The 17,727-nt window shown below is 36.7% G+C and carries 20 protein-coding genes and 1 other annotated feature; all 20 genes read left to right on the plus strand.

The genetic code is table 11. The annotated features are described in order from the left end of the window. Positions 1–71: 71 nt before the first annotated feature. The 20 genes from MKO96_RS19685 (at position 72) to MKO96_RS19780 (ending at position 17,700) form a co-directional block, all read left to right on the plus strand. Positions 72–1,034 carry a stage II sporulation protein B gene (locus MKO96_RS19685; RefSeq protein WP_240588416.1) on the plus strand — a complete coding sequence of 321 codons (963 nt, stop codon included), beginning with the start codon at positions 72–74 and terminating at the stop codon, positions 1,032–1,034. 221 nt (positions 1,035–1,255) lie between these two features. Beyond that, entirely contained in the window at positions 1,256–1,831 is a 576-nt protein-coding gene (locus MKO96_RS19690) for a Maf family protein (RefSeq protein ID WP_240588417.1), read from the plus strand. Positions 1,832–1,878: 47 nt separating this feature from the next. Continuing rightward, positions 1,879–2,556, plus strand: coding sequence for a DNA repair protein RadC (gene radC, locus MKO96_RS19695; RefSeq protein ID WP_240588418.1), 678 nt, complete (start codon positions 1,879–1,881; stop codon positions 2,554–2,556). A gap of 157 nt (positions 2,557–2,713) precedes the next feature. Beyond that, positions 2,714–3,733, plus strand: a complete 1,020-nt coding sequence (gene mreB, locus MKO96_RS19700; protein ID WP_000466737.1) for a cell shape-determining protein MreB — start codon at positions 2,714–2,716, stop codon at positions 3,731–3,733. Between the two features lie 41 nt (positions 3,734–3,774). Then, a complete protein-coding gene (gene mreC, locus MKO96_RS19705) occupies positions 3,775–4,626 on the plus strand; it encodes a rod shape-determining protein MreC (RefSeq protein ID WP_240588419.1) in 852 nt (283 codons plus the stop codon). 14 nt (positions 4,627–4,640) lie between these two features. After that, a complete protein-coding gene (gene mreD / locus MKO96_RS19710) occupies positions 4,641–5,186 on the plus strand; it encodes a rod shape-determining protein MreD (RefSeq protein WP_000975757.1) in 546 nt (181 codons plus the stop codon). Positions 5,187–5,221: 35 nt separating this feature from the next. Further along, on the plus strand, positions 5,222–5,908 hold the full coding sequence (minC, locus tag MKO96_RS19715; RefSeq protein ID WP_087982160.1) for a septum site-determining protein MinC: 687 nt from the start codon (positions 5,222–5,224) through the stop codon (positions 5,906–5,908). Positions 5,909–5,910: 2 nt separating this feature from the next. After that, positions 5,911–6,708 carry a septum site-determining protein MinD gene (minD, locus tag MKO96_RS19720; protein WP_000503312.1) on the plus strand — a complete coding sequence of 266 codons (798 nt, stop codon included), beginning with the start codon at positions 5,911–5,913 and terminating at the stop codon, positions 6,706–6,708. A 133-nt stretch (positions 6,709–6,841) separates the two neighbouring features. Continuing rightward, the gene (gene spoIVFA, locus MKO96_RS19725) at positions 6,842–7,588 is read left to right on the plus strand and encodes a stage IV sporulation protein SpoIVFA (RefSeq protein WP_087982158.1); all 747 of its coding nucleotides are present in this window, start codon (positions 6,842–6,844) and stop codon (positions 7,586–7,588) included. Continuing rightward, positions 7,581–8,441 carry a stage IV sporulation intramembrane metalloprotease SpoIVFB gene (gene spoIVFB, locus MKO96_RS19730; RefSeq protein WP_240588420.1) on the plus strand — a complete coding sequence of 287 codons (861 nt, stop codon included), beginning with the start codon at positions 7,581–7,583 and terminating at the stop codon, positions 8,439–8,441. The genes spoIVFA and spoIVFB overlap by 8 nt, the downstream gene beginning before the upstream one ends. A 67-nt stretch (positions 8,442–8,508) precedes the next feature. Then, a complete protein-coding gene (locus MKO96_RS19735; RefSeq protein WP_240588421.1) occupies positions 8,509–9,897 on the plus strand; it encodes an Rne/Rng family ribonuclease in 1,389 nt (462 codons plus the stop codon). A gap of 77 nt (positions 9,898–9,974) precedes the next feature. Next, positions 9,975–10,052 (plus strand) — a sequence feature (ribosomal protein L21 leader region). A gap of 14 nt (positions 10,053–10,066) precedes the next feature. Further along, positions 10,067–10,375: a 50S ribosomal protein L21 gene (rplU, locus tag MKO96_RS19740; RefSeq protein ID WP_000270907.1), complete on the plus strand. Its 309-nt coding sequence runs from the start codon at positions 10,067–10,069 to the stop codon at positions 10,373–10,375. A gap of 11 nt (positions 10,376–10,386) precedes the next feature. Further along, entirely contained in the window at positions 10,387–10,731 is a 345-nt protein-coding gene (locus MKO96_RS19745; RefSeq protein ID WP_002008596.1) for a ribosomal-processing cysteine protease Prp, read from the plus strand. A 3-nt stretch (positions 10,732–10,734) separates the two neighbouring features. Further along, a complete protein-coding gene (rpmA, locus tag MKO96_RS19750) occupies positions 10,735–11,025 on the plus strand; it encodes a 50S ribosomal protein L27 (protein WP_000944957.1) in 291 nt (96 codons plus the stop codon). A gap of 63 nt (positions 11,026–11,088) precedes the next feature. Then, positions 11,089–11,637, plus strand: coding sequence for a sporulation initiation phosphotransferase B (locus MKO96_RS19755; protein WP_087982151.1), 549 nt, complete (start codon positions 11,089–11,091; stop codon positions 11,635–11,637). Next, entirely contained in the window at positions 11,637–12,920 is a 1,284-nt protein-coding gene (gene obgE, locus MKO96_RS19760) for a GTPase ObgE (RefSeq protein ID WP_046958810.1), read from the plus strand. Before MKO96_RS19755 ends, obgE begins: the two co-directional genes overlap by 1 nt. A 233-nt stretch (positions 12,921–13,153) precedes the next feature. Next, positions 13,154–13,861 carry a response regulator transcription factor gene (locus tag MKO96_RS19765; protein ID WP_240588422.1) on the plus strand — a complete coding sequence of 236 codons (708 nt, stop codon included), beginning with the start codon at positions 13,154–13,156 and terminating at the stop codon, positions 13,859–13,861. Next, a complete protein-coding gene (locus tag MKO96_RS19770; RefSeq protein WP_240588423.1) occupies positions 13,851–14,933 on the plus strand; it encodes a HAMP domain-containing histidine kinase in 1,083 nt (360 codons plus the stop codon). Before MKO96_RS19765 ends, MKO96_RS19770 begins: the two co-directional genes overlap by 11 nt. Positions 14,934–15,026: 93 nt before the next feature. After that, positions 15,027–15,803 (plus strand): ABC transporter ATP-binding protein, encoded by a 777-nt coding sequence (locus MKO96_RS19775; RefSeq protein ID WP_000114530.1) that lies wholly within the window; start codon positions 15,027–15,029, stop codon positions 15,801–15,803. After that, positions 15,778–17,700, plus strand: a complete 1,923-nt coding sequence (locus MKO96_RS19780; RefSeq protein WP_240588424.1) for an FtsX-like permease family protein — start codon at positions 15,778–15,780, stop codon at positions 17,698–17,700. The genes MKO96_RS19775 and MKO96_RS19780 overlap by 26 nt, the downstream gene beginning before the upstream one ends. Positions 17,701–17,727: the final 27 nt, after the last annotated feature.

Consider the following 17,727-nt stretch of genomic DNA (forward strand, 5'->3'; position numbering starts at 1 on the left):
CAAATATCTCGTTTTTTTGTGAAATGAATATGATATGATGCGGACAACGATAAGAGGTGAGGTGTGAGTGTATGGACAAGCAATCACGAACGATCTCAGTGAAAGTGAATGGAACAGAAGCGAAGTATGAGGAGAAGAAGAAAGATGAATTTGAATGGATGGTAGTAGAAAGTGAGAGACCGAAAAACGTTGTTCCGTTTCAAAAAGCGAAATTGGTGTCTAAGGAAAAAAAACGAAAGAAGTGGAGCAATACGTTAATTGCAATCGTTGCAACTGCGATTGTTATTGGTACGGCGTTTGGGATGGGAATGCTGCAGTTACTTAAAGGACAAGGTGCGACAGGGAGAAGCGAAGTAACAGCTTCGAAGCAGATACGAAATGAAGAATCAAAGGTGGGCGGAACGGCAGAACAAACACCGGCACCAAAAGAGGAAAAACAAAAAGCACAGACAGGAACGTCATTAGATCCAATGAAATTATTTTTTGTGCAAGGAGGGATTTATTCTTCCGAAGAAAAGGGACAGGCCGCTCTTGAAGAGTGGAAAGGCAATGGAGGCGTTGCAGCTTTAAAACCGATCGGTGATAAGTATGCATTAGTTGTTGGTATTGCTAGCGATGAACAGGGCATAAATCAATTAATGACACAGTATAAAAATGATAATGTCTCCGCATTGAAAAAGAACTGGGATATAACAGATAAAGCGTTACTTAAAGATGATAAAGAAGTTGGGGCGTTTTTAACAAAAGTACAGCCATTATATACTCATTTAGCAAAATATGCTTCCAGCGTACAAGCTAGTGGAAAAAGTAATGCAAAAGATATAGGTGCGATTGAAAAAGAGTGGAAAGCAATTGAAAAAGAAGGAAAAAGTATGAAGCAGGAAGAAGCAAAGAAATTGTATATGTATACGTCAGTAGCTGTACAAACGGTGAAGGATGGAAAAGGTGATAAGGAATCTTTGACGAAATTAAATCAAGTTATTATTGATGGTATGCTTTCATATGAAAAAATTGTTTCCCAAAAGGTGAAATAATAGGATAATGAAATGACGAAGGAAGAAGTATAGGTACTTCTTTCTTTTCTTTTGAATTTAGAGCAAAGTGCTTTCTCTATGGTAGGACTATAATCGTATTTTAGTAAAGAAATATTATTTTGCTTAAAGAAAATAATATTTCTTTCATTTGTGGACAAACTATTCCTTTGATACGATTGATATAAATTGTTCTGCTTCATGTGAGAAAGGAAGGAGAAAATATGAGAAAAATTATTTTAGCTTCAGGATCACCTCGCAGGAAGGAATTGCTTGAGTTAGCGGATATACCATTTGAAATCATTGTAAGTGAAGTAGAAGAAACGATTGGTGCGTACTCATCACCTTCGGATATCGTTATGTCCCTTTCCCTGCAAAAAGCATCTGCGGTAGCAGAAACGAATAGTGACCACATTGTGTTAGGTGCAGACACAATTGTTACATATGAGTCGCGTATTCTTGGAAAGCCTTCTAATGAGGCTGAGGCGAAAGAAATGTTGCAATTATTATCAGGGAAAACACATGAAGTGTATACTGGTGTTGCAATTATGGAAAAAGACAAAACAGTCACCTTTTACGAGCGTACAGAAGTTACGTTTTGGGAATTAACAGAAGAGGAAATTGACGTATATGTTGCATCAAAAGAACCTCTTGATAAAGCAGGAAGTTATGGAATTCAAGGTAAAGGATCTATTTTTGTTCAACATATTCAAGGGGACTACTATAGTGTAGTCGGGTTACCAATTTCACGCCTTGTTCGGGAATTAAAACAATTTAATATTGATGTAACCCATGCGTAAAATTGCATGGGATTTTCTTTGAGAGAACAAATAAAAGGGGTGGAGAAATGAACGGTATTCGTGATGTTGTCAAAGAAGAACAGCCACGGGAGCGTTTATTGTTAGAAGGAGCGGGAAGCTTATCGAATCGGGAGCTTCTTGCAGTGTTACTTAGAACGGGTTCTAAAGAAGAAACAGTTTTAAAGTTATCAGATAAAATTTTACATCACTTTGATGGTTTACGCATGTTGAAAGATGCAACGTTAGAAGAGCTTGTCAGTATACATGGTGTTGGGATGGCAAAGGCAGCCCAGCTTATAGCTGCTTTTGAACTTGGTAGAAGAATGGTACGTTTAGAATATCAAAATAGATACAGCATTCGAAACCCAGAAGATTGTGCGAGATATATGATGGAAGAAATGCGCTTCCTGCAACAGGAGCATTTTGTATGTTTATATTTGAACACAAAGAATCAAGTTATACATAGGCAAACGATTTTCATTGGAAGTTTAAACACATCAATTGTACATCCAAGGGAAGTTTTTAAAGAAGCGTTCCGCCGAGCGGCAGCCTCTATCATATGTCTTCATAACCACCCTTCAGGAGACCCCACGCCGAGCCGAGAGGATATTGAAGTAACGAAACGCTTAGTAGAATGCGGCAAGATTATCGGAATTGAAGTGCTTGACCATATTATAATAGGCGACCATAAATTCGTGAGTTTAAAGGAAAAAGGTCATATTTAAGACTATGCTTTTTACTTATTTTGTTTTATAATGTGATTTATGAGTTTTTTGTAGAAATTTATCTACAAAAAGGATAAAGATATAAAAAACGTACTGTTTTTATAATATAAAGTAAGAAAAAATGAGTCCGTGAAAACAAGAAAGGAAGATAAATAATATGTTTGGATTTGGTGGCTTTACTCGCGATCTTGGAATAGATTTAGGAACTGCGAACACGCTTGTATATGTAAAAGGAAAAGGTGTAGTTTTACGTGAACCTTCAGTAGTAGCGTTACAAACTGATACGAAACAAATCGTTGCTGTAGGTAGCGATGCAAAACAAATGATTGGTCGTACACCAGGAAACGTTGTGGCACTTCGCCCGATGAAAGACGGTGTAATTGCTGATTACGAAACGACAGCAACAATGATGAAATACTACATTCAACAAGCTCAAAAATCAAATGGATTCTTCTCACGTAAGCCTTACGTAATGGTATGTGTACCGTCTGGTATTACAGCTGTAGAAAGACGTGCAGTAATCGATGCGACTCGTCAAGCGGGCGCTCGTGACGCTTATCCAATTGAAGAACCATTTGCAGCAGCAATTGGTGCGAACTTACCTGTTTGGGAACCAACTGGTAGCATGGTTGTTGATATCGGTGGCGGTACAACAGAAGTTGCAATCATTTCTTTAGGTGGTATTGTAACAAGTCAATCAGTTCGTGTTGCTGGTGATGATATGGACGATTCAATCATTCAGTACATTAAGAAAAGCTACAACTTAATGATTGGTGAAAGAACAGCTGAAGCATTAAAATTAGAAATCGGTTCTGCAGGCGAGCCAGAAGGTATCGAGCCTATGGAAATTCGCGGTCGTGATTTAGTAAGTGGTTTACCAAAAACAGTACTAATTCAGCCAGAAGAAATTGCAGATGCATTAAAAGATACAGTAGATGCAATTGTAGAATCTGTTAAAAATACGTTAGAGAAAACTCCACCTGAATTAGCGGCAGACATTATGGACCGTGGTATCGTATTAACAGGTGGCGGAGCATTACTACGTAACTTAGATAAAGTTATTAGTGAAGAAACAAATATGCCAGTTCTTGTTGCAGAAGACCCATTAGATTGCGTAGCAATTGGAACGGGTAAAGCATTAGACAATATCGATCTTTTCAAAACTGCTGCTCGATAATATTGCAAAATAAAAATCAATGAAATTAAGAGGGTGTGAACGTGCCACAGTTTTTCTTAAACAAAAGATTAATTGTTTTGTTAGTTAGTATTATTCTTCTCGTGGCATTGATTGGAATCTCATTGAAAGAACGGAACAGTTTAACATGGCCAGAGCAGTTTGTTAAAGACACTGTCGGTGTTGTAGAACGTGTATTCCAAAAGCCAGCGAAATACGTAGCTGGATTCTTCGAAAATGTAGAGGATGTAAAGCGCACGTATGAAGAGAATAAAGAATTAAAAGCAAAATTAGATAATTATGCAGGTCTATCAGGGAAAGTAAAACAATTAGAAGATGATAACAAGAAGTTACAAGAGTTAACGGGTAAAAAAGAGTTGAATAGCCAATATACTGAAATTCCATCTACTGTTGTTTCTCGTAATCCAGATAAATGGTACGATTTAGTTGGAATTGATAAAGGGGCACAGCAAGGAATTAAAAAAGATATGGCTGTAGTAACTTCACAAGGTCTAGTTGGACGAGTGAAAAGTGTATCCCAGTTTACATCATCAGTAGAATTGCTAAGCTCTATGAGCCGAACAAATCGTGTTTCTGCTATCGTACAAGGTGATGAGAAGATCTTTGGATTGATTGAAGGTTACGACAAAGAAAAGCACTTACTTCTTTTCACAAAGATCGGCTCTGATGCAAAAGTAGAACCAAATCAACTAGTTGTAACATCTGGACTTGGTGATATTTTCCCGAAAGGTCTTGTAATTGGAACAATCGTTGATGTTCAGCCAGATCCATACGGCTTAACAAAAACAGCTTATGTAAAACCGGCCGCTGATTTGAATGACGTAGAGCATATTATGGTTGCTAAACGTGCAACGCCTTCAGCGCCATTAGAATAGGAGGGGGAGAAGAGATGATGAAGATTTTAAAAAGAGCAGCTCTTCCTCTTTTGCTCCTTTTTGTTTTTCTATTTGAAAATATGTTTGCTACTATTGTTCCAACAGAGGTTTTTTGGAAAGACAGTATAGCAGCACCTCATTTCTTTATAATTGTGTTATGTTTTATTACTGTGTACTATAGTCCGGTCCAAGGGATTTATTATGGACTCTTATTTGGTTTCTTATTTGATACCGTATACACAGAACTTGTCGGTATATATATTTTTGCGTATCCGATTTTAGCTTATTTAGTTTATAGTGTAATGAAGATACTACAATTGAATTTATTTATTGTTGCTTCTATTGTACTAGCTAGCATTGTAGCACTAGAGTATTATGTGTATGGATTTTTAACTTTGTTAGGACGTACTCATATGTCAGCGTATGTCTTTTTCACAGATCGTCTCCTGTCTACTTTATTGCTAAATGCAATTTTCTTATTGATAGTTTGTTTCCCACTGAGACGATATTTAGTGCGTCTTTCAAAAGCGATGGAAGAAAAAGAAAAAAGGATTTTCTAATTTTATGTCGAATTGAATCGGTGGGGTGAACTTTAGTGGAAGAAAAAAAGCAACAAAATGTAACAATAAAAGGGACAAAAGACGGAATAACGCTTCATTTAGATGATTGTTGTTCATTCTCTGAATTACTGGAGGAACTGGATGAAAAGCTTTCTACACATTACTATGATGGTGATGGGCGCTCTTTAATTGAAGTGCATGTGAAAGTGGGAAATCGTTATTTAACAGAAGTCCAACAAGAAGAGATTCGTACGTTAATTCGTAATAAAAAGAATCTTGTTGTGGATTCAATTGAAAGTGATGTTATAACGAAAGCAGAAGCAATAGCTTGGAAAGAAGAAACAGAAATTGTCCCTATTTCCAAAATTGTTCGCTCTGGACAAGTTTTACATGTAAAAGGAAATTTATTGTTAATTGGAGATGTTAATCCAGGCGGAACGGTTATCGCTGGGGGGAATATTTTTGTCGTAGGATCATTAAGAGGAATTGCGCATGCTGGGTATTATGGGGATTCGGATGCTGTAATCGCTGCATCTGATATGAACCCGATGCAACTTCGAATTAGTGATTTGGCAATGCGGGCTCCGGAAGAGAAAGAAGACGGAGCGGAGGCGGCAGAATGTGCGTATATTAATGAGAACAATCACATTGTTGTCGATCGACTGCAACTTCTCACTCATCTTAGACCTAATTTAACAAAGTTAGAAAGGGGAATTGTATAGCTGTGGGAGAGGCAATAGTAATTACATCTGGAAAAGGCGGAGTAGGTAAAACTACAACGTCTGCGAACATTGGTACAGCCCTAGCGTTATCTGGAAAGAAAGTGTGCTTAATTGACACAGATATCGGTCTTCGAAATTTAGACGTAGTAATGGGGCTGGAAAATCGCATTGTATTTGATCTTGTTGATGTCGTTGAAGGGCGTTGCCGTTTACCTCAGGCGCTTATTAAAGATAAGCGTTTTGATGATCTTTATTTATTACCTGCAGCACAAACGAGTGATAAATCAGCGGTAACACCTGAACAAATGGATGAATTAATACAAGTATTACGTCAAGATTATGATTACATATTAATTGATTGTCCTGCGGGGATTGAGCAGGGATTTAAAAATGCGGTAGCTGGTGCGGATAAAGCAATCGTTGTTACGACGCCAGAAGTATCCTCAATGCGCGATGCGGATCGTATTATCGGGCTTTTAGAAAAAGAGGATATTGAACCACCAAAACTTGTTATTAATCGTGTACGTAGTCATATGCTTCATGAGCAGGATATGTTAGATGTTGATGAAATCGTACGTACATTGTCAATCGAGCTTCTTGGTGTTGTCGAGGATGATGATGAAGTTATTCGTGCTACAAATACAGGTGAACCTGTAGCGTTGCAACCGAGCGGAAAAGCAGCGTTAGCTTATCGTAATATTGCAAGACGCTTGTTGGGTGAGAATGTACCATTGCAAGCATTTGGACAAGAAAAGGTATCGGTATTTACAAAGATGAAAAACTTCTTTGGAATCCGTTAAAAGCACTTCGCACATATGCGAAGTGCTTTCTTTTTTCTTCACACGAATATCTTCCTTTCTTAGCTCATACATATGTACAAACTGTATACAACTGTTTCTATTTAAATTAGCTTAACGAAAGAAAGGAGACAGTATGAAGAATAGTCGTGTAGAAGAAATTAAAAAACGGATTGCGAAAAGGAAGGCAGAGCAAGAAAGGATGGAGGAAGAGCAGTATTTTGCTGGAGGTAATTTTGATAGTGAAACAGTATTTATTGAAGGAGGAGAAAAGGAAATTCATCCTTTATTTCGAAAAGAAGTATTTTTCTTCAAAGTTTTGTTATCAGCAATATTAGTTCTTTCTGTCGCTATTTTATATAAGAATGCACCCTCTTCTTTCGACGGTGCTAAAGCTGTTACAGAAAAAGTGATGAAAGAAGAATTTCAGTTTGCTACTGTAGCGAAATGGTACGAAAAGCAGTTTGGAAAACCGCTCGTATTTTATTCACCTACTGAGAAAAAAGAAGGAACTATTCAGCAAAAAGATTATGCCATCCCTGCTTCTGGAAAGGTGATGCAAGGGTTTCAAAAAAATGGCCAAGGTGTATTTGTTCAAACAGCTACAAATGCAACTGTTGAGTCAGTGAATGAAGGGCTAGTTGTTTTTGCAGGTAAGAAAGAGGAACTTGGTAATACGGTTCAAATTCAGCATGCAGATGGAACAGAATCGTGGTATGCGAATTTAAATGACATGACAGTGAAATTATATGATTACGTTTCAAAGAAACAAAAAATTGGAACGGTGAATAATGATGCAAATAATAAAAATGGTAAGTTTTATTTCGCGATAAAAAAGAATGAAAAATTTATTGACCCAATTCAGGTGATTTCATTTGATTAAATATAGAGAAGTTTTAACGAAGATTTCAGTGCATCCGTTGTTTTGGGTTATTATTGTCATTGGTATTTTTACGGCACGTTTTAAAGAGTTACTACTGTTATTTTGTATCGTTCTTATCCATGAACTTGGGCATGCCTTTGCAGCGGCACACTACAATTGGCGTATTAAAAAGATTCAACTTTTACCGTTTGGTGGTGTGGCTGAGCTTGAGGAACATGGGAATAAGTCATTGAAAGAGGAACTTGTTGTTGTAATTGCAGGGCCTATACAACATATTTGGATGATGGTGGTAGGTTATATAGTGTTTGAAGCTGGTTGGCTGGGGGCGGATTTATATTATTTCTTTATATGGAATAATATAATTATTTTAGCGTTTAATTTACTACCTATTTGGCCGCTTGATGGTGGAAAAGTATTGTTTAACGTATTATCATATCGTTTTCCTTATTTACAAGCACATGAAAAGATGATGAAATTATCATGTGTTTTTTTTAGTGTAATACTAGTGTGGCAGTTACTTTGGAATAGTAACAATATTATGATGTGGGTACTACTCCTATTTTTAGCGGTGTCGTTATATCAAGAGTGGAAACAAAGACAGTATGCCTTTATGCGTTTTTTATTAGAACGTTATTATGGGAACAAAAGAGGAATTGAAAAGATTGCACCTATTGAAGTGCAATCAGAAGATCATTTATATAAGATATTCACAAAATTTCGTAGAGGGTATAAGCACTCTATTATCGTCCATGGAAAATATAAAGAACATTACACATTGGATGAAAATGAATTACTCTATGCGTATTTTACTGAAAAACGAACAACTTCATCTGTTGAAGAATTAATCGGTTAGTGTTGACGATAGCACTAACCTTTTATTATTGTAAAAGCAAAGAAGATTATAAAGTGAGGAAAGAATTTTGAAAACGTTATATATGAACTATGCAGGATCGGAAAAACGCGTTGCAATTGAAGAGAAGAAAAAAATTGTTGAATTTTTATGGAAACGAAATGAAGAACAAGAGATTGTTGGGCATATTTATGTTGGACGTATCGTAAGAACGATGGCTGGAATGAACGCAGCTTTTGTAAACATCGGTTTAGAAAAACATGCGTACCTTTCATACGATGATGTACCATCTTCTTATCGTATACATGAAGGGCAAGCGGTACTCGTACAAGTTGTGAAAGAGGCAATTGATACGAAAGGGCCGAAATTGACAGCAAACATAGAATTTACCGGGAAATATGTCGTTTATATGCCATATGATGAAATGCGTGCGGTTTCTCGAAAAATAAAAAATAATAAAAGAAGGCAACAGCTACTCCAAATTGAGGTAGAAGGGGCAGGAGGTTATATTTTCCGCTCTGCTTCTGAAAAAGGAGAAATTGAAGAAATACAAGCTGAAATGCAAAGGTTACAGCAGTTATATGAAGAGCTAAAAAGAAAAGAGGGCCAAGGGAAGGCGCCGTTACTACTTCATCGACCGGCGACCTTTTTAGATCGTGTATTCCAAGAGAATCCGATTGAAACGATTGAAAAAGTAGTTGTAGATACAAGAAGTATAGTAAAAGAATTAGAAGAAAAGATTGGAAAAGAAAAAGTATCTTTTTATAATGAAAAATCTTCAATGTTTAACCATTTTGGAATAGAGCGTGAGATCGAAAAAGCACTTCAAAAAATTGTGTGGCTCCCGAATGGTGCGTATTTAATTGTGGAACAAATGGAGACGATGACTGTAATTGATGTGAATACGGGCAAGTTTACTGGAAAACAGAATTTACAAGATACAGTCCTTCGTACAAATGAAGTGGCAGCTGAAGAGATTGCACGTCAATTAAGACTGCGTGATATCGGTGGTATGATATTAATTGATTTTATTAATATGAAAAGAAGAGAAGATAAAGAAAAGGTAAGAGAATGTCTCGTGGCTGCTATGCAAAATGATCGCACATATACAAGAGTGCTCGGTTTTACAGAGTTAGGGATTTTGGAGATGACACGTAAACGTAAGAAACATTCTTTACGCGACGTATTACTAGAAGAGTGTGTATCTTGCAAAGCGACGGGGTATGTAATGTCATATGAAACAATTGCGTATGAGTTAGAGAGAGAGCTAATCACACATGGCAATATAGAGGATGAGGCAGTATTAATTGCTGCACCTAAAAATCTGCAAAAACAATTTTTGCAAAAAGAATTACAAAAAAATATTCCATTTGAAATTTATTTCAAAGATGATATGATCGAAGAGTATGCCATTATCCGTTTTGGAAGTAAAAAAGAAATTGTAGAACGGAAAAAATAGTTAGCAGAACATTTATTGACAACCGTCTATGATTCATGATAACATCTTTATGTTATAGTTTATAGCACCTAAACGGCTATATGCTACAACCGCACAAGACAGGTTCCTTAAAGACATTTATGTCTACCTCGTTTTTGGCGAGTCTTAGTAATTAAGAGGAGGTGCAAGTATGTACGCAATTATCGAAACAGGTGGAAAACAAATTAAAGTTGAAGCTGGTCAAGCAATCTACATTGAAAAATTAGATGTTGAAGCTGGTGAAACTGTTACTTTTGACAAAGTTCTTTTCGTTGGTGGCGAAAACGTTAAAGTTGGTAGCCCAGTTGTAGAAGGTGCAACAGTTACTGCGAAAGTTGAAAAACAAGGTCGCGCTAAGAAAATCATCGTTTTCAAATACAAAGCGAAAAAGAACAATCGTAAGAAACAAGGTCATCGTCAACCTTACACTAAGCTAGTTGTTGAAGCTATCAACGCTTAATTCAGGTTAACATGATTAAAATTACGATAAGTCGCACGAAATTAGGAAGTATCCAATCATTTAAAATGACTGGACATGCCAATTATGCGCCACATGGACAAGATCTTGTCTGTGCTGGAACTACAGCGGTTGTGTTTGGATCTATAAATGCAGTGGAAGAACTTTGTAATGTGCAAGCAACTATTGAACTCGGAAGTGATGGTGGATTCTTAACGTATGAATTGCCTAATGATTTAGACGTTCATACAGCAGAAAAAGCACAGATACTTTTAGAAGGATTGGTTGTTTCGCTTAAGACGATCGAACTTGATTACGGAAAGTATATCCGTTTAATAGAAAAAGTGCAGGAGGTGTAACGTATGTTAAGATTAGATCTTCAGTTTTTCGCATCTAAGAAAGGTGTAGGTAGTACAAAGAACGGTCGTGACTCTCAGTCAAAACGTCTTGGTGCTAAACGCGCAGATGGTCAAACGGTTTCAGGTGGTTCAATTCTTTACCGTCAACGCGGTACAAAAATTTATCCAGGTGTTAACGTTGGTCGTGGTGGCGATGACACTTTATACGCGAAAGTTGACGGCGTAGTACGCTTTGAGCGTCTTGGCCGTGACCGCAAACAAGTGAGCGTATATCCTGTTGCTCAAGAAGCATAAGAACTCACGGAAAACTCTAACCTGAGTGCAGGTTAGAGTTTTTCTATATTAAGGGGTATCTAAATGAATGAAAAATGGACAATTATAGATGCGTTGCGTCATTCAAGACATGATTGGCTCAATCGTATGCAGATGGTGAAAGGAAACCTTTCCCTTGGAAAAGTGGAAGAGATTCATAGTCTCATCGATCGTTTTGTCCAAGAAGCGAGACAAGAATCCAATCTGATAGGGCTATCAATGCCTTTATTTTCAGAGTGGATTTTAACATATAATTGGAAACAGCAGCCGTGCTTATTGGAGTACGAAGTATTAGGGAAATTACATAACTTATCTCACTTAGATGAGAATGTATGTACATGGACGAATCAATTTTTCTCAATGCTTCAGCATAGTTTAGACGTATATGTTGAAAATTATGTTTGTATCACAATTGAATGTGACGCGGAGAATGCTCGTTTCTTTTTTGATTTTCGTGGTAAGCTAACGAGTGTAGAAGAACTACAGAATTGGCTTGCGAACCAAAACAATAAATGGTATTCCATTTCTTATACAGTACGAGACGAAGAAGTCTCAGTTATATTACAACCAATCGAAAAAAGTGTGGTGAAATAATGTTTGTAGATCAGGTCAAGATATATGTAAAAGGCGGCGACGGTGGTAACGGAATGGTTGCGTATCGTCGTGAGAAGTATGTACCTAAAGGTGGCCCAGCAGGTGGCGACGGTGGTAAAGGTGCAGATGTTGTTTTTGTTGTTGAGGAAGGCTTACGTACATTAATGGACTTCCGCTACCAACGTCATTTCAAAGCTGATCGTGGTCAGCATGGAATGAGTAAAGGTCAGCACGGTCGTAAATCTGAAGATTTAATCGTAAAGGTTCCACCGGGAACAATAGTAAAAGATGAAAAAACAGGTGAAATTCTTGCCGATTTAGTAACGCATGAACAAACAGCTGTAATCGCAAAAGGTGGCCGCGGTGGCCGTGGTAACTCACGTTTCGCAACACCGACGAACCCAGCGCCAGAAATCGCTGAGAACGGGGAACCAGGCCAAGAACGTGATGTCACGCTAGAACTTAAAGTGCTAGCAGATGTTGGACTTGTTGGATTCCCAAGTGTAGGTAAATCTACATTATTATCTGTTGTATCATCAGCGCGTCCGAAAATTGCAGAGTATCACTTTACAACAATCGTTCCAAATCTTGGTGTTGTTGAAACTGGTGATAGCCGCAGCTTCGTTATGGCTGACCTTCCTGGACTAATTGAAGGCGCACATGCCGGCGTCGGACTTGGACACCAATTCTTACGTCATATTGAGCGTACACGTGTAATCGTGCACGTTATCGATATGTCTGGTTTAGAAGGCCGTGAGCCATATGAAGATTATGTAACAATCAATAGTGAACTAAAAGAATACAATATGCGTTTAACTGAGCGTCCACAAGTTGTTGTTGCAAACAAAATGGATATGCCAGGTGCAGAAGAAAACTTACAAGCATTTAAAGAAAAATTGGGAGACGAAGTGAAAATTTTCCCAATCTCAGCTGTAACGAAACAAGGTGTTCGTGACTTACTATTTGAAGTAGCGAACTTATTAGAAACAACACCAGAATTCCCAATGTACGATGATGTAGAAGAATCTGAAGCAAGTGTAATGTACAAATTTGAATCTGAATCTAATTTTGAAATTACACGCGAAAGTGATGGCACATTTGTTATTTCTGGTTATGATATTGAGAAAACATTCAAAATGACAGACTTCTCACGTGATGAATCTGTACGCCGATTTGCTCGTCAAATGCGTGGAATGGGTATTGATGAAGCCCTTCGTGCACGTGGTGCAGTAGACGGAGATATTGTAAAAATTCTTGAATATCAATTTGAATTTATCGATTAAGACTGCCGAAATATGGCAGTCTTTTTTTATGGCTAGAGCGTCAAACTGTCTAGCGATAGACGAAAAGACCTAGCGTTCGAACTCAATCCCCCACTGAAACGCTGTATCTCAGTAGGGGTAGTTGACTGTAAATGTCTGATTCATATAGGAAAAAATACCCACTAATTAAATTTTCAATTTATAATAGAACAAGGAGTGGCTTTGGAAGAATTTTTTATGGGGAGAAAACAAACATGTATAAAATATTAATTGTAGAAGACGATGAAAAAATAGCGGGAATATTAGAGGAGCATTTAGAGAGGTATGGCTATCAATCATTTAGAGCAAATGATTTACGTCATATAAAAGATGAGTTCGTGAAAATAAATCCTCATCTCGTATTACTGGATATTAATTTACCATATTTTGATGGTTTTTATTGGTGTCGTCAAATTCGTACTGTATCGAATGCACCGATTATTTTTGTTTCTGCAAGAACAGGGGAAATGGATCAAGTAATGGCGATCGAGAATGGTGGAGATGATTACATTACGAAGCCATTCCATTTAGATATTGTAATGGCTAAGGTGAAAAGTGCACTTCGTCGTGGCTATGGTGAGTATGCCTCTGTTGCTGAGAGTGATTGTTTAGGTGTAAATGGACTGTTGTTATTTCCGTCCCAGCACATTGTTGAGTGGCAGGGGCAACAAACGGAGCTGACAAAAAATGAATTTTACTTATTAGAATGTTTAATGAAACAAGCAAATCAATATGTAACGCGTGAAGAACTGTTAGAAGCCCTGTGGGATGAGGTAGCTTTTGTTGATGACAATACATTAACCGTAAATGTAAAACGCGTAAGGAAGAAACTAGAGGAGCTAGGCATTCAAAATGCAGTTGTAACGAAACGTGGATATGGTTATGCGCTTTTTACAGAGTGGGGCGAAGGGCATGAAGGTTAAAAATTACCTCATGGACCGTTTTTCTTTACTTCTTTCTTATATTATTAGCCTTTGTTTATTTGGGCTCGTTTTGCAGTTGCAAAGTCTTTTGGAAAAAAGATCTATTGATTGGAGTACGTGGTTATATGGACTTTTATTAGGGACAGTTGTATTTACTGTATACCTCATTTACGATTATCGAAAACGAAGTGTATTTTTAAAAAGAATCGAAAAATATGTTGCTAGCGGAAATACATTACACGACTCTTTACTTATTGATACTTCTTATACGTCAGAGCAAGAGATGATTGTTGAATCGTTTACGCTATTAAGACAGCAATATATGAATGAAGTTCATAAACAAAATGCGAAAGAACAACAGCAAATGATATTTATGAACCAATGGATTCATCAAATGAAAACACCAGTATCGGTTATAGAATTGCTATTACAAAAGTTTGGTAAAGAGCATCGTGAAGCAAGAGCAACAGTTGAAAGTATTCGTGAAGAAAATAATCGTATACTAAATGGTTTAGATTTAGCGCTACATATGGCAAGGTTAGAGCAATTTGCGAAAGATTATAAAGTAGAAGTAGTAAATGTGATAGATATCATCAGGGGGATTATTAATGAAAATCGAAAATCTTTCATTCAATCGTCGGTATTTCCGAAAGTAATGTTTGATGAAGATACTTGTATGGTTGCATCTGATAGAAAATGGCTAAGTATTGCTATAGGGCAAATTGTTGTAAATGCAATTAAGTATACGAAAATTTCAGAAGCAGAGAAAAAGGAAATTCAATTTCAAATTGAAGAGAAAGATCAAAAGGTGTTACTACATATTAAGGACAATGGAATTGGTATTCCAGAGCAAGATGTAAAGCGTATATTTGACCCATTCTTTACGGGAATAAATGGCCGTAAAACGAGAGAAGCAACTGGAATGGGCTTATATATTACGAAGGAAATTTGTGATAATTTACATCACGGTATGTATGTGCAATCGGCTGAAGGGGAAGGAACAACATTCACGTTCCAATTTGCAAAAGATGAAGAATATCATACATTAATGAGAAAAATGACAAAACTGTAAGATAACAAAACGTTTTGTAAGGGAAATCACTCGTTTCTTTTTCTTATTTTTCTTATAGTAAATGTAAGAAGAAAACACATAGGGGGATTAGAAATGAGTGTTCTTGAAGTAAAAGGATTAACAAAAGTTTACCAATCAAAAGGTTCAGTAGCGACGACTGCTTTAAACGATATAAATTTTAAAATAGAAGAAGGCGAATTTGTAGGAATTATGGGGCCTTCAGGGAGCGGGAAAACAACGCTTTTAAATCTATTAGCAACAATTGATAAGCAAACTTCAGGTCATGTGCTTGTAAATGGTGAAGAGATTAATCAAATGCGTGCTGCAAAATTAGCGGAGTTTCGCCGTACACATTTAGGATTCATTTTCCAGGATTTTAACTTACTTGATACGTTATCGATTAAAGAAAATATCATTTTACCACTTGTCATGGCGAAGAAATCTGTAAATGAAATCGATGCGAAAGTGCTTGAGATTGCAAAGTTTTTAAATATCGAAGAAATATTAAATAAAAAAGTATATGAAGTGTCAGGCGGACAACAACAACGTGCAGCAGCAGCGAGAGCGATCATTCATGAACCTACGCTAATTTTAGCGGATGAGCCAACTGGAAACTTAGATTCGAAGTCAGCAAAATCATTAATGAGTGCATTGCAAGATTTACATGAACAAAAGAAAGTGACAATTGCAATGGTAACGCATGATCCAGTAGCGGCGAGTTATTGCGAACGTATTCTGTTCATTCGCGACGGAGAAATTTTTTCAGAAATACATAAAGGAAGAACGAAACAAGCCTTTTTCCAAGAAATTCTGGACGTACTTGCGATGCTAGGAGGAGAATATCATGAACTTTCGCCAGCTCGCGCTTAATAACGTAAAAGGAAATTGGCGTAATTATAAAGCTTTCCTTATTAGTAGCTGTTTATCGATTGTCGTATTTTTCATGTATGCTTCCTTTATTTATCATCCAGATGTCGTAAGTGGTAATATTAGTATGAGAGAGATGATCTCAAAAGGGCTAGAATCGATGAATTATATTGTAGTCATCTTCTCAGCACTCTTTATTTTATATGCAAATTCAACATTTTTACGAGCAAGAAAAAAAGAGTTTGGTCTATTAACATTAATAGGCGGAACAAAATCTCAACTTGGCCGAATGATTATATTAGAACAGCTTATGTTAGGCAGTATTGCAATTGTAGTAGGTATTGGGCTTGGCATGCTTTGTTCAAAATTATTTTTCCAAGCATTAAGCGTAATATTGAAAATAGATAAAACACTTCCACTCGTATGGAATAGTAAAGCAATTCTTATTACAGCAGGTGTATACTTTATTCTATTTTTAATCCTATCATTGTTTAGTGTTTGGACAGTAGGGCGCTTGCAAATTATTGATTTATTAAGAGAAGCAAGAAAACAAAAAGTAGAACCTTTTGCATTTACATCGTTATGTGTAGTTGGTATAGGGTGTATTATTGTTGCATATGTACTTAGTTTCCAAGTAACATTTATGAATTTTATCATACTGTTTTTACCGATTGTAGGGCTGACGATAGGCGGAACTTATTTACTGTTTACGCAAGGTAGTACAGTCGTATTAAAAGCATTGCAAAAACGAAAAAAATCTTTTTATACATATCCAAATATGTTCGTACTTAGCAATCTTATTTATAAAATGAAAGATAATGCTCGTTTTCTATTTGTAATTTCTATTATTACGGCGGTTGTATCTTCGGCAGTTGGTACACTGTACGTATTTTTTGAGGATATGAGTTATAAGGCAGTAACTAGTACCCCGCATGCTATTTCGTATGAGGAAAAAGGCATTCATACGCATAATGTCATAAAAGAAGGGAAAACAAAAGAATTAATAAAAAAACACGGATTTGAAGATGCGCGAGAAGTAACGTATGTAAAACTTCCTGGAACTCAAAAAATCACGATGTTTAACAGTGAACATGAAGTACCAATGGCGATTGTTTCAGAAAAAGAATATAATGCTGAAGTACGTGAACAAAAGAGAGAGCAAGTTAGAGAAGTTCATAATGCACCAGGTAGTGCAACGATGGTCGTAATGGATATGGCGAACGATATGATGAAGATAGATCGTACGAAACCGTATGAAATTAAAATTAACGGACAAACGCATTCTGTTCAATTAAATGAGCCAACTCCATTTTCTGTTTTTAATGATAGTGAATATCTCATTGTGAATGATCAAGATTTTGAGAAATATGCAAAGCTCGTACCAGATGAAGAAAAGACGAAATATTACGGTTATTATATAGAAGACTGGAAAAGTACGGAAGACCTTGTGTTAGATTTGAAAAAGGAAATTGCACCAGATAAGCAAATGGAACTAAACAACTCAGTGCTTGCTTATAAAGATATAAGAGAATCAGGAGCAATTACGATGTTTATCGGTTTCTTTGTAGCTGTACTGTTCTTCTTCTTCGCTTGTAGTATGACATACTTTAAATGGTTTAACGATAAAGAACAAGATCGTATTCAATTTAAATCGTTAAAGAGAATTGGTATGACAGATAAAGAAATTCGTAAAATTGCAATTCGACAAATGGGCGTTATCTTCTTTATCCCAATTTTAATCGGTGCAATTCATAGTGGATTCGCTCTTCATACGTTAGGAAAAATGCTTTATATTGATTTATGGAAATCAGGAGCGATTGTAATTGGAGCATACATTGTAGCTTCTGCGATTTACTTTATAATCGCGCAGAGAGGATATTTGAAACACGTGCAAAGCTAGAGAAACCTCTAGCTTTTTGCCTATGTA

The sequence above is a fragment of the Bacillus sp. ES1-5 genome, from assembly GCF_022487605.1.
GTDB classification, from domain to species: domain Bacteria; phylum Bacillota; class Bacilli; order Bacillales; family Bacillaceae_G; genus Bacillus_A; species Bacillus_A wiedmannii.